Below are 12,401 nucleotides of genomic sequence, written 5' to 3' on the forward strand. Positions count from 1 at the left end.
GAGCTCCTTCTTCCTCGAGCCGCCTACCGGGCTGTGGGGGAGGTGAATCCCCGGCTCCGTGCACGTCACGGACTCGGCGGTTCCTTCGCCGTCACCCCGGATGGGTGATCAACCGTGCGAAGGTTCGAAGGCCGACCCTAGTGACCATCTTGTGATCAGTTCAAATCCTCACCGGAAAATTCTCACTCCGGGAGGCACTTCTTTACCCACATCACACGGGGTGTAGCGGCGACTTGACGGTCCGTTCCCTGATATCCGCCGAGTACCGGCAAGCGCGACTAGACACGCGAAAGGCGCTTCAGGAGCAAGACGGACGCAACGGGCCTGGCGCCCGCCTTCGCCACCCCGTCTGCGACCTCCCGGTCGGTGGAGACCACCACGACGGGCCTGCCCGGGGGTTCGGCGCGCGCCAGTTGACGGATCAGCTCGTCGGCGGTCACCCCGGGCTTGCTGAACAGCACCCGGACCCCGCGCGGCGGCGCGAGCAGTACCGGGGCGGCCAGCTCGGCCCCGTCGAAGACACAGGTCACCTCGGCGCCGGTCTGCGCGGCGAGCACCGAGAGCCCGCCCAGCAGCCGCAACCGCTGCTTCTCCAGCGGGAGCTGCGGATAGCCGGTCTTGGTGACGTTGTAGCCGTCGATGATCAGATGCGCCTGCGGCAGCGCGAGCAACTGGTCCAGCAGGGCCGGGTCGGTCTCCGAAAGGGCCCTGGCCGCGATGTCCTTGGGCGACATCCGGCCCGGCTCGACCGCGTCGACGGTGTCCGCGGGGCGGATCGAGGAGGGCGGCAGGGCCAGTTCGCGGCGCAGCCCGCTCGCCGCGTCGAGCACCGTGTCCAGCAGCAGCCGCAGCCGCATGTCCTCGACCGAGCGGCCCTCCCTGGCGGCCCGGCGGCCCGCCTCGACGGCCGCCTCGGCCTCCCCGAGCCGGGCCTTGAGCCGACGGCTCTCGCTCTCGGCGGCGGAGACCTGGGCCGCCGTCTCGGACCGCACGGCCTCGATCTCGGCCCGGCTGCGGCGCAGCGCGGCCTCGCCCCGCCTGACCTCGTTGACGGCGCTGCGCAGCTTGCGCTGGAGGGACTCGGCCTCCTTGCGGGCCGCGTCCAGCTCGCCGCGCAGCCGCTCCGTCTCGCTCTTCGTCTGGGCGCGGGCCCGGGAGAGCTCCTCGCGCAGCCGTTCCAGCTCGCGGCGGCTCTCCTCGTCGGCCCGCTCGGCGTCCGCGCGCTGGGCCTCCTCACCGGCGGCGGCGACCAGCTTCACCCAGCCCGCCGGGCGCAGCACATAGGCCGCGGCGGCCACGTCGACCGGGTCGGCGGCGGCCGGCGGCGCACCGGACTCCAGGGCGGCGGCCAGTTCGGCCTGCCCCTCCTTGAGCCGCTCGCCGATGCGCTGGCGGAACAGCGCGTCGCTCTCCAGGGCGGCGGCCATCGCGTTCCCGGCGAACTTGGCACGCCGGGTCGGGGTGAACCGGGCGTACTGCCTCAGCTGGGCCGGAAGTTCGCCGACCGTCAGCCCGCCGAAGGCGTCCGAGACCAGCGCCACGACCCTCCGCCGTACGCCTTCGGGCAGCGGGCGGTCGAGCGCCTCGACGGCGTCGTCGGCCGCCTCGGCCGCCTCGGCGCCATCAGCGGGCTGCTCCACGTTCCGTCACCCCAAATTGTCTGTGGGCGCGGCTCCGTCAGGAGTCGGCACCCGGCCTGTCCACCAGTTCGATCTGGTCCACCGCATTGCACCAACGACAGCGGACCGACTCGATGGTCTCACTGACCACCTCCCGTTCCTCGACGCTGGCCTCACCGGCCAGGTCGAGATGGACGTATTCGACGACCTTCGAGGAGCGCGTCACGTCGAAGCGGGTGAGGTTTCCGCAGAGCGTGCAGCGCCAGCGGGTCCCGTCGGTCGGCTGGGGAACCGTCGTCATCGTTGCGTCCTCTTTCGTCGAGCCTCGTGCTGCTGCTTCAAGGATCTCGCGGTGCGCCGTCGAACTGCGGATGTCCTGCCGCAACCCTACGGCCTCGCCGCGTCCGCCCGACACGGCGAGGCGGTCTGTCCCGTTCCCTCCGCTTGCGTCATGCTCTGTTCATGATCGATCGGCGCACTGTGACCGACAGGCCGGCCGGCGGATACCTGCGGACGGTCGCCCTGGGCGGATCGCCGATGACCCACGCCCTGATCGCGGCGTGCTCGCTGGTCTTCGTGATCAGTCCGCTGTCCGGCCTCAACCCGGTGCCGGGCGGCGCCGCCGCCCGGCTGGCCGCCCAGGCCGGCTACTTCGAGCGCTGGGGCGTGATCCCGAACGAGCTGTGGGACGGCCCGGTGCGGGTCCTGCTCACCCCGCTCACCGCCCTCTTCGTGCACGGCAGCTGGGTGCACCTGCTCGGCAACATGCTCTTCCTGTACGTGTTCGGGGCGATGACCGAGGAGCGCATGGGCCGTATCGGGTTCACCTTCTTCTACGTCATCTGCGGCTACCTCGCCCTGGTCGCCTACGCGGCCGCGCACGCCACCTCCGACCAGACGCTCGTCGGCGCCTCGGGGGCGATCTCGGCGGTGCTCGGGGCGTTCCTGTACCTGTTCCCCAGGGCCCGGGTGACCAGCCTGTTCCCGTTCCTCTTCTTCCTGCCGCTGCGCTTCCCCGCCTGGATCGTGCTGGTGTTCTGGTTCGTCCTGCAGTGGCTCGCGGTCCAGGGCGCGGGCAGCGGGGGGCCGGGGGTCGCCTATCTGGCCCACGTGGTGGGCTTTGCCCTCGGCTTCCTCTACGCCTGGGGGCGTTACCGGCGTACGGATAGAGTGAAGGCACCAGCCGCGGCCACCGAGGGAGAAAGTCAGCCGTGATCACCGCGATCGTGCTCATCAAAACCAGCGTGGACCGGATTCCCGAGATCGCCGAGTCCATCGCCGCGCTGGACAGCGTCAGCGAAGTCTTCTCGGTCACCGGTACGTACGACCTGATCGCCATGGTCCGAGTGGCCAGGCACGACGATCTGGCGGACATCATCCCGGGCCGGATCAGCAAGATTCCCGGCGTCGAGGCCACCGACACCCACGTGGCGTTCCGCACCTACTCGCAGCACGACCTGGAGGCGGCCTTCGCCATCGGGCTCGACGCGTAACCACCACGGATTCACCCGCGTGACACTTCGGCGGGGTACGGGCGGAAGCCGCCCGTACCCCGCCGAAGTGCCGTGTGCCGGTCAGTGCTGCGCGGCGCCCCGGTCCGGGACGCAACGGCCGTCCTCGGTGCGGTACTTCCACTGGGCGCCCTCGCTCACCAGCTCCTGGACCGCGCGGACGAAGCGCTCGATGTGCTCGTCCGGCGTACCGGCGCCGAAGCTCACCCGGATCGCGTTGAGGGACCGCTCGCCCGGCTCGGCCTCGGGCGCACCGCACTCGCCGACCTCCTGCGGGTCGCCGCCCAGCAGGGTGCGGACCAGGGGGTGGGCGCAGAACAGTCCGTCGCGGACGCCGATGCCGTACTCGGCGGAGAGCGCGGCGGCGAAGTGCGAGCTGTTCCAGCCCTCCACCACGAAGGAGATGACGCCGACCCTCGGGGCGTCGTCGCCGAACAGCGAGAGCACCTTGACCTGGGGAATTGCGGCGAGACCGGCCCGGACACCGGCCACGAGGCGCTGCTCGCGGGCGACCAGCGCGTCGAAGCCCGCCTCCTTCAGCGCCTTGCAGGCCGAGGCGATGGAGTACGCGCCGATGACGTTGGGGGAACCGGCCTCGTGCCGGGCGGCCGTGGTGTGCCACTCGACGTCCACCCCGCCGTCGGGGCGGCGGGCGACCTTGCGCGAGGCGCCGCCGCCGGCCAGGTAGGGCTCGGCCTCCCGCAGCCAGTCGGCCCGGCCGGCGAGCACGCCGGAGCCGAAGGGCGCGTACAGCTTGTGCCCGGAGAAGGCGACCCAGTCGACGTCCAGCTCGGCGATGTCGACGGGGTGGTGCGGGGCGAGCTGCGCGGCGTCCAGCACGATCCGGGCGCCGTGCGCGTGCGCGGCGGCCGCCAGCTCCCCGACCGGCCACAGCTCGCCGGTGACGTTGGAGGCGCCGGTGACGCAGACCAGCGCGGGGCCGTAGGGGTCGCGCGCGGCCAGGGCCCGCTCCAGCGTCTCGACGGCCTGGGCCGGGGTGCGCGGGGCGTTCAGGTAGGTCACCCGCGCGTCGCGCCACGGCAGCAGCGAGGCGTGGTGCTCGGTCTCGAAGACGAAGACCTGGCAGTCGGCGGGGAGCGCCGCGGCCAGCAGGTTCAGCGAGTCGGTGGTCGAGCGGGTGAAGACCACCTGGTCGTCCGCGCGGCAGCCGAGGAACTCCGCGACGGTGGCGCGGCTGTTCTCGAAGAGGTCCGTGGAGAGCTGGGAGAGATAGCCGGCGCCGCGGTGGACGCTGCCGTAGTACGGGGCGTACGCGGCGACGTCGTCCCAGACCCGGCGCAGGGCGGGCGCGCTGGCGGCGTAGTCGAGGGCGGCGTACGCGACTTCACCGCCCGTGACCAGCGGAACCGTCACGTCCTCCCCCAGAACGGGCAGCGGGGAACAAACCGACTCGTCGATGGCAGCGGTGGGTACAGACATGGCGAACTCCCGTAAGAGGCAGGCGAAGAACGCGCACCGGCGGACACGCGACAGTGCGGCGGAAGGAGAAAAAAGGGTGTGCGGAAGAGGGCCGGGCGGCCCTATCGCATTCGCGTGCTCACAAGAGGCTCCCTAGGGACCAGGACCCCGGGGGTTGGCATTCACAGATGCCGAGGGGCCCGCGCTTGCCGTGGACCTCGCTGCCCACGGCCTGGTCTTCACCCGGGGCACCCCGCCACGGACGGAGGGTTGCCGGACAGCGGGCCGGGGCCGTAGTCGCTGTCACTCATGACCTGCCCAGCATCTTGCCATACGCGCGGACGTGCGCAAGGCGCGGTCCAGGATCCGGACCGCGCCTTGCGTCATCTCTCCGCCCGTTCGAGAGCCCGTCGGGGCCTGCCGGGACCTGTCGGGGCCCGTCGGGCGGTCATCGGGTGACACCGCCCGACGGGCTCTCAGGCGTTGCTGGCCGCCACCCAGCGCTCCAGCGTCCGCGCCGCCGCGCCCGAGTCGATGGACTCGGCCGCCTTCGCCATCCCGGCGGCGAGCTGCTCGTTCAGCGTGCCGTCCGTCGGGTCCAGCGCCGTCAGGGCCGCCGCCGAGTTGAGCAGCACGGCATCGCGCACCGGCCCCTGCTCCCCCGCCAGCAGCCGGCGGGCCACATCGGCGTTGTACGAGGCGTCCGCGCCGCGCAGCGCCTCCACGGGCACCAGCTCCAGACCGACGTCGCGCGGGTCGAACGTCTCCTCGCGGACAGCTCCGTCGCGCACCACCCAGACCCGTGAGGTCGCGGTCGTCGTCAGCTCGTCCAGGCCGTCGTCGCCGCGGAAGACCAGCGCGGAGTTGCCGCGTTCGGCGAGCACCCCGGCGACGATGGGCGCCATCTTCGGGTCGGCCACGCCGACGGCCTGGGAACGCACCCGGGCCGGGTTGGTGAGCGGGCCGAGGATGTTGAACGTGGTCGGCGTGCCGAGCTCCTTGCGGGCCCTGGCGACGTACCGCAGGGCGGGGTGGAACTTCACCGCGAAGCAGAAGGTGATGCCCGCCTCCTCGGCGACCTCGACGACCCGCTCCGCGGAGAGGTCCAGGTTGACGCCGAGCTTCTCCAGCACGTCGGAGGAGCCGCTCGCCGAGGACGAGGCCCGGTTGCCGTGCTTGACGATCTTGGCGCCGGTGCCGGCGATGACGATCGCCGACATGGTGGAGATGTTGACCGTCTTGGCGAGGTCGCCGCCGGTGCCGACGATGTCGACCGTGCGGCCGGGCACCTCGATGGTGCGGGCGTGCTCGTACATCGCCCGCACCAGGCCGGTCACCTCGTCGATGGTCTCGCCCTTGGCCCGCAGCGCCACCGCGAACCCGGCGATCTGCACATCGGTCGCCTCGCCGCTCATGATGCGGTCCATGGCCCAGGCGGTGGCGTCCGCGGTGAGGTTCTCGCCGCGCAGCAGGGCGTTCAGCACGCCGGGCCAGGAACGGTCCGCCACGCTGTCGCCGCCGATCGGGGTCACAACGTTCATGGTCCGCTCCCGGGGTCCACAGTCGGTAAAAGAATCGTCTCCACCCTATCGACCGGAAGAGGACGGCGAAGAGCCCCGTCCAACGCGTGGACGGGGCTCCTGCCGTGGCGATCAGTTCAGGCGATCAGTGGTGACCGTGGCCGCTGGTGATCTCCTTGTACTCCTCGACGGTGGGCTTGGCGATCTGGTTGTTCTCGCCGTAGTAGCCCTTGCTGAGTCGGGCGCGCAGCTTCTCCAGCGGCGACACCTTGCGCTCGACACCGTTCTCGTCGACCGTCGGGCCGATCTCGACCGGCTTGTACTGCTCGTGCGCGGTGAGCGTGTGCAGCTGCTCGGGGCCGAGCGGCTCGTGGATCTCGACGAACTCACCGTGCGGCAGGCGCTTGATGATGCCGGACTCGCGTCCGTGCAGCACCTTCTCCTTGTCGCGGCGCTGGAGGCCGAGGCAGATCCGCCGGGTGACGATGAACGCGATGATCGGGCCCGCGAAGATGAAGATCCGGACGAACCACGAGATGGCGTTGATCGACAGGTGGAAGTGCGTGGCCCACAGGTCGTTGCCACCGCCGATGAAGACGACGACGTACTCGGTGATCCAGGCGACGCCGAAGGCCGTCCGGGTCGGGGCGTTGCGCGGGCGGTCCAGGATGTGATGCTCGCGCTTGTCCCCGGTGATCCAGGACTCGATGAACGGGTAGACCGCGAGAACCGCGAGCACCAGTCCGAAGGCCATCAGCGGGATGAACACGCCCAGGACGAGCGTGTGGCCCCAGAGGTTGATCTCCCAGCCCGGCATCACTCGGATCAGACCCTCGGCGAAGCCCATGTACCAGTCGGGCTGGGCGCCGGTGGACACCTGGTCCGGACGGTACGGGCCGATGTTCCAGATCGGGTTGATCGTGGCGATCGCCGCGATGACGGCGATGATGCCGAAGACCAGGAAGAAGAAGCCACCGGCCTTCGCCATGTACACCGGCAGCAGCGGCATGCCGACGACGTTCTGGTTGGTGCGGCCGGGACCCGCGAACTGCGTGTGCTTGTGGTAGAAGACCAGGATCAGGTGCGCCACCAGCAGGCCGAGCATGATGCCCGGCAGCAGCAGGATGTGGATCGAGTAGAACCGGGCCACCATGTCGTGGCCGGGGAACTCCCCGCCGAACAGGAACATCGAGATGTACGTGCCGACGATCGGCATCGACAGGATCGCGCCCTGGGTGAAGCGGACACCCGTACCGGACAGCAGGTCGTCCGGGAGCGAGTAGCCGGTGAAGCCGGTGAACATGCCCAGCACGAACAGCAGGAAGCCGAACAGCCAGTTGATCTCACGCGGCTTGCGGAACGCACCCGTGAAGAAGACGCGCATCATGTGCACGAACATGCCGGCCAGGAAGATCAGCGCGGCCCAGTGGTGGATCTGGCGAACCAGCAGACCACCGCGGACGTCGAAGCTGATGTCCAGCGTCGAGGCGTAGGCCTCGGACATCCGGATGCCCTGCATCGGCTCGTACGAGCCGTGGTACACGATCTCGTTCATGCTCGGGTGGAAGAACAGCGTCAGGTACACACCCGTGAGGATGATGATGATGAAGCTGTAGAGGGCGATCTCCCCGAGCATGAAGGACCAGTGGTCCGGGAAGATCTTGCGCATGTTGGCCTTGGCCAGGGAGTAGATCCCCAGTCGGCCGTCCGCCCAGTCGGCCACCCGCTCGCCGGCGGGCGCCTTGCGCTTCGTATCGGTCACAGTAGTCATCCGTGTCATCCCCGCTCGAAGAAGGCAGGACCGACGGGCTCTTCGAAGTCACCGAGCGCTTCGAGGTTGCCCTCGCTGTTCACGCCGATCCGCAGCTGCGGGAGGGCGTGACCGGCCGGACCGAAGATGACGCGGGCGCCGTCGGAGAGGTCGAAGGTGGACTGGTGGCACGGGCAGAGCACGTGGTGGGTCTGCTGCTCGTACAGGCTGATCGGGCAGCCGACGTGGGTGCAGATCTTGGAGAAGGCCACGATTCCCTCGTGGGACCACTCCAGCTCGCGCTTGTCCTTGATGTTCTCCGGCTGGATCCGGACGATCATCAGCGCGGCCTTGGCGATCTGGTTGTTGAAGTCCTCCGCGTCCTCCTCCAGGCCCTCGGGCATGGCGAAGGTCAGCGAACCCACGATCACGTCCTCGGGACGCAGCGGCTCCATCGTGTTCATGTTGATGAGCTGCTTGCCCTTGCTCCACATGGTCTCGCGGAGCTTCTTCTCGGGCAGCGGGCCGAGGTCGCGCAGCAGCACCACACCGGAGAGCGGCACCAGGGCCAGCGCGCCGAACATGGTGTTGCGGATCAGCTTGCGACGGCCGATCGCGGACTCCCGGGCACCGTCCGCGAAGTCGGCGAGGACCTTCGCCTTGACCTCGGGCGCGGCCTCGATGGGGTGCCGGTCGTCGGCGACCTCCACGTCGGACATCAGCGTGCGCGCCCAGTGGACGGCACCGGCGCCGATCGTGAAGAGGGCCACGCCCAGGGTCAGACCCAGGGAGAAGTTGAGCGCGCTCACATGGCCGAAGGGCCAGATGTACACGATCTTGTCGACCGGGAAGATGACGTACGAGGCGATGAAGCCGACCGTCGCCAGCATGGACAGCGTGAACAGCAGCGCGACGGTGCGCTCGGAGCGCTTCGCGGCCCGTTCGTCGATGTCCTGGATGCGCGGCTTGTGGGCCGGCAGCCCCGGGTCCGCGAACGGGTCGTCCGCGACCTTCACCGCGCCGTGCGCGGGGTCCTGCTCAGCGGGCAGGTTCTCGTCTGGAATCTCTTGGCTACTCATGACTTCTTGGCCTTAGCGGTGTGGGCCGCGACCCAGACGGCAACTGCGATCAGTGCGCCGAGACCGAAGATCCAGGCGAACAGGCCCTCGCTGACCGGCCCCAGGCCGCCCAGCTTGAGACCGCCCGGGCTCTCCGACTGGTCACTGTTCACGGTCTGGACGTACGCGATGATGTCCCGCTTCTGCTGCTCGGGCATCGTGGTGTCCGGGAAGGACGGCATGTTCTGCGGGCCGGTCTGCATGGCCTCGTAGATGTGCTTCGGGTCCACGCCCTCCAGGCTGGGCGCGTACTTGCCGTTCGTCAGCGCGCCGCCCTCACCGGTGAAGTTGTGGCACTGCGCGCAGTTGGTGCGGAACAGCTCGCCACCCTTGGCGATGTCCGCGCCCGCAGGGTTGACCTGCTTCTTGGTCGGAGTGATCGGGCCGGCGCCGAGCGACGCGACGTAGGCCGCGAGCTGGTCGATCTGCGCCTGGGTGTAGATGACCTTCTTCTTCGGTACCTGGGCGCCGGGCTGCTGCGCCGGCATACGGCCCGTACCGACCTGGAAGTCCACGGCGGCGGAGCCCACGCCGACCAGGCTCGGCCCGTCGGTGGTGCCCTGACCGCCGGTTCCGTGGCAGCTGGCGCAACCGACGGAGTACAGCTTCTTGCCCTCTTCGATGGCGAGGGACTGGGCGGTTTCGTCGGCCTGCGCCTTACTCGCGGGCGCAAACGCGGCGTACAGCCCCCCAGTGGCCGCCAGCGCGAGGAGTAGTACGACGACCGCCGCCAACGGATGGCGTCGTCGTGCGGAGAGCTTTTTCACGGATTACCCCGGTGTCAGGATCTTCTGCGTCGATGCTGGATGTGGTTCGGGTGCGAGCCCGATTACTTGATCATGCGGGTCGGGCCGGGCCCGATTACTTGATCATGTAGATCGTGGCGAAGAGGCCGATCCACACGACGTCGACGAAGTGCCAGTAGTAGGACACGACGATGGCCGAGGTGGCCTGTTCGTGGGTGAACCTCTTGGCCGCGTACGTCCGGCCCAGGACGAGCAGGAAGGCGATGAGTCCGCCTGTCACGTGCAGCCCGTGGAAACCGGTGGTCAGGTAGAACACCGAACCGTACGGGTCGGAGGAGAGCGAGAGGCCCGCCTCCTTGACCAGCTCGGTGTACTCGAGGACCTGGCCTCCGATGAAGATCGCACCCATCACGAAGGTGATGATGAACCAGGTGCGGAGTTTCTTCACATCGCCCCGCTCCGCGGCGAAGACGCCGAGCTGGCAGGTGAGTGAGGAGAGCACCAGGATCGTGGTGTTTGTCGCCGAGAACGGGAAGTTCAGGTGCTCGGCCATCTCCTTCCAGTGATCCGGTCCCATCACCGATCGCAGGGTGAAGTACATCGCGAAGAGGGCCGCGAAGAACATCAGCTCGGAACTCAGCCAAATGATGGTTCCGACGCTGGTGAGGTTCGGTCGATTGACCGACGGGTGCGCGTGCCCGGTTTCTACTGTCGTTGCTGTCGCCACGACCGACATTATGTCGGTCGCTTATCCAGCCCTCACCCCGGGGGGTGCCGTTCGGTGTGTCAGCGGGGTGTGTCCGCCCCGAACGGCCCATGGAACAGCTGTCCTGACCGGTGCTGACAGGCCGTCGGGCGGAGTACGATCCGCGCATCGGTTCATGCCCGTAAAGCCCCGAAGACACAGATGTCACGGAGGAACTATGCAGCCGACCGCCACGGTCCTGGTCTACAGCGACGACGCCAACACCCGTGAGCAGGTGAGGCTGGCAGCCGGGCGCAGGCCCGCGGCCGACGTGCCACCGGTGGAGTTCCTGGAGTGCGCCACGCTGCCCGCGGTCCTGGAGGCGCTGGAGCACGGGGGCGTCGACGTCTGCGTGCTGGACGGCGAGACGGCGCCCGCGGGCGGCATGGGGGTCTGCCGGCAGATCAAGGACGAGATCTTCCGCTGCCCGCCCGTGCTGCTGCTGATGGGGCGCCCGCAGGACGCCTGGCTGGCCACCTGGAGCCGCGCGGACGCCGCGGTGACCCTGCCGGTCGAACCGGTGGAGTTCGCGGACGCCCTGGCCGCCCTGCTGCGCAGCAGGCTCTCCGTGGGGGCCTGAGTCCTGCCACGGGCCCCCACGCGGGCTCCTGCGCGGTTCTGCCGAGGGGCAGCGCACTCCCCGGATCCGGTCAGACCTCGGGGCGCAGTCGCGCCGCCTGGATCGTGTCCGAACGGTCCGGGGCGGTGTTCTTCTGCAGTGCGCTGCCCTTCAGCCATGTGGCCCACGGGAGGTTCCAGTCCCCGTAGCCGTTGCCGAACGGCGCCATCGTCTCGCCCTGGCTGCCGACGACCTCGACGATGTCGCCCTCGCGCACGGTGTTGAAGAACCACTCGGCCTGGTTGGTGCTCATGCCCGTGCAGCCGTGGCTGACGTTCTCGTACCCCTGCGAGCCGGTGGACCAGGGGGCCGCGTGCACGTACTCGCCGCTCCAGGTGACCCGGGTGGCGTAATAGACCTGCAGGTCGTACGAGTCGGAGGAACCCTCCGCGATGCCGATCGTCTCCCCGCGCATACGTACGCGGTATTCCTTGCCCAGCACGACCTTGACGCCGTTTCGGGTGGCGAAGCCGGGCTTCCCGGTGGTCACCGGAATGGTGTTGATCACTTTCCCGTTGCGCTTGACCGTCATCGAGTGCGTCGAGGCGTCCGTGACGGCCTCGATGCGGTCGCCCGTGGTGAGCTTCAGCGCCTTGGAGGGGGCGCCGTGGAGGGTGTCGGTGACCCTGATGCCGGCCAGGCCGCTGGTGACCTCGATGGTGGCCCTGGCGGGCCAGTACTCCTTGGGGCGGTAGTGCAGGGTCTTGTCGTCGACCCAGTACCAGGAACCGGTCACCGCGGGCGTCGAGCGGACCCGCAGGGCGCGCTCCACGGTGGCCCTGGAGGCCCGGTCCCGGACCGGGGCGCTGAGTTCCGCGGTGATGGGCTGCCCGACGCCGTAGGTGCCCGCCCGGGGGCCGAAGGCGACCTTCAGGAACTTCTTGGCCGTGGTCGTCCCGAAGGAGAGCGTGCGGCTGCCCGGGGCGCCGTCGTCGTCCTCCACGCCGACCCGGACCGTGTAGTGGGCGCCGGCGGCCAGCGGGGCCGTGGAGTGCCAGCGCTTCCCGTCCGCGTCGAGTTCGCCCGCCAGATGGCGTCCGGTCGCGTCCACCGCCGTCACGTCCGTGATCCGGCCGTCGTCGTCGGCGGTGACTTCCAGCGGCTTGTCGGGGTCGACCTTCCGGTCGCCCTCGGAGACGTTGGAGGAGATCTCGTCCGCGGCGTCGTACGGCTTCTCCGCCAGCGGATGGCCGGATCCGCCGCAGGCGGTCGCGACTGCGGCCAGGGTCACGGCCAGCAGAGTGCAGCTCACTACGGGGCGGATGCGCGGCGTGCGGTTCATGGATCCACGTTATGGAGGCGCGTCCGCGTCAGCGCGCGGGGTGACTGCAAACGGGGGGCCCGTACTCCTCTC

General features: G+C 69.5%; 12 protein-coding genes and 1 riboswitch. Of the genes, 3 read left to right on the forward strand and 9 right to left on the reverse strand.

What is annotated here, in order from left to right; all coding sequences use genetic code 11:
• Positions 1 to 278 precede the first annotated feature (278 nt).
• Entirely contained in the window at positions 279 to 1,640 is a 1,362-nt protein-coding gene (locus tag ACFYW1_RS06565) for an NYN domain-containing protein (protein ID WP_388987935.1), read from the reverse strand.
• 37 nt (positions 1,641 to 1,677) lie between these two features.
• Positions 1,678 to 1,920, reverse strand: a complete 243-nt coding sequence (locus ACFYW1_RS06570; protein WP_136328374.1) for a hypothetical protein — start codon at positions 1,918 to 1,920, stop codon at positions 1,678 to 1,680.
• A 161-nt stretch (positions 1,921 to 2,081) separates the two neighbouring features.
• Between ACFYW1_RS06570 and ACFYW1_RS06575 the strand changes: the two genes are divergently transcribed.
• Together ACFYW1_RS06575 and ACFYW1_RS06580 are read left to right on the forward strand one after the other, a co-directional pair.
• A complete protein-coding gene (locus ACFYW1_RS06575; RefSeq protein ID WP_388987939.1) occupies positions 2,082 to 2,834 on the forward strand; it encodes a rhomboid family intramembrane serine protease in 753 nt (250 codons plus the stop codon).
• Positions 2,831 to 3,112, forward strand: a complete 282-nt coding sequence (locus tag ACFYW1_RS06580; protein ID WP_388987942.1) for an Lrp/AsnC family transcriptional regulator — start codon at positions 2,831 to 2,833, stop codon at positions 3,110 to 3,112. The genes ACFYW1_RS06575 and ACFYW1_RS06580 overlap by 4 nt, the downstream gene beginning before the upstream one ends.
• 81 nt (positions 3,113 to 3,193) lie before the next feature.
• Here the strand turns inward: ACFYW1_RS06580 and ACFYW1_RS06585 are convergent, their stop codons facing one another.
• The 6 genes from ACFYW1_RS06585 to ACFYW1_RS06610 form a co-directional block, all read right to left on the reverse strand.
• On the reverse strand, positions 3,194 to 4,570 hold the full coding sequence (locus ACFYW1_RS06585; RefSeq protein WP_388987945.1) for an aminotransferase class V-fold PLP-dependent enzyme: 1,377 nt from the start codon (positions 4,568 to 4,570) through the stop codon (positions 3,194 to 3,196).
• Positions 4,571 to 4,746: 176 nt separating this feature from the next.
• Positions 4,747 to 4,864, reverse strand: a riboswitch (SAM riboswitch).
• Positions 4,865 to 5,025: 161 nt separating this feature from the next.
• Positions 5,026 to 6,090 carry an anthranilate phosphoribosyltransferase gene (gene trpD, locus ACFYW1_RS06590; RefSeq protein WP_388987948.1) on the reverse strand — a complete coding sequence of 355 codons (1,065 nt, stop codon included), beginning with the start codon at positions 6,088 to 6,090 and terminating at the stop codon, positions 5,026 to 5,028.
• A 124-nt stretch (positions 6,091 to 6,214) separates the two neighbouring features.
• Positions 6,215 to 7,840, reverse strand: coding sequence for a cytochrome bc complex cytochrome b subunit (locus tag ACFYW1_RS06595; RefSeq protein ID WP_388987950.1), 1,626 nt, complete (start codon positions 7,838 to 7,840; stop codon positions 6,215 to 6,217).
• 5 nt (positions 7,841 to 7,845) lie between these two features.
• Entirely contained in the window at positions 7,846 to 8,898 is a 1,053-nt protein-coding gene (locus ACFYW1_RS06600) for a Rieske 2Fe-2S domain-containing protein (protein ID WP_388987952.1), read from the reverse strand.
• Positions 8,895 to 9,704, reverse strand: a complete 810-nt coding sequence (locus tag ACFYW1_RS06605; protein WP_388987957.1) for a c-type cytochrome — start codon at positions 9,702 to 9,704, stop codon at positions 8,895 to 8,897. The genes ACFYW1_RS06600 and ACFYW1_RS06605 overlap by 4 nt, the downstream gene beginning before the upstream one ends.
• 94 nt (positions 9,705 to 9,798) lie before the next feature.
• Positions 9,799 to 10,419 carry a heme-copper oxidase subunit III gene (locus ACFYW1_RS06610; protein WP_148834517.1) on the reverse strand — a complete coding sequence of 207 codons (621 nt, stop codon included), beginning with the start codon at positions 10,417 to 10,419 and terminating at the stop codon, positions 9,799 to 9,801.
• 187 nt (positions 10,420 to 10,606) lie between these two features.
• On the opposite strand from ACFYW1_RS06610, the gene ACFYW1_RS06615 reads away from it, so the two are divergent.
• On the forward strand, positions 10,607 to 11,008 hold the full coding sequence (locus ACFYW1_RS06615; protein ID WP_356932198.1) for a hypothetical protein: 402 nt from the start codon (positions 10,607 to 10,609) through the stop codon (positions 11,006 to 11,008).
• A gap of 70 nt (positions 11,009 to 11,078) precedes the next feature.
• Here ACFYW1_RS06615 and ACFYW1_RS06620 read toward each other — a convergent pair whose 3' ends face one another.
• Positions 11,079 to 12,329: an Ig-like domain-containing protein gene (locus ACFYW1_RS06620; RefSeq protein ID WP_388987962.1), complete on the reverse strand. Its 1,251-nt coding sequence runs from the start codon at positions 12,327 to 12,329 to the stop codon at positions 11,079 to 11,081.
• Between the last annotated feature and the right edge of the window lie 72 nt (positions 12,330 to 12,401).

The organism is Streptomyces sp. NPDC002669 (assembly GCF_042889165.1).
GTDB lineage: Bacteria > Actinomycetota > Actinomycetes > Streptomycetales > Streptomycetaceae > Streptomyces.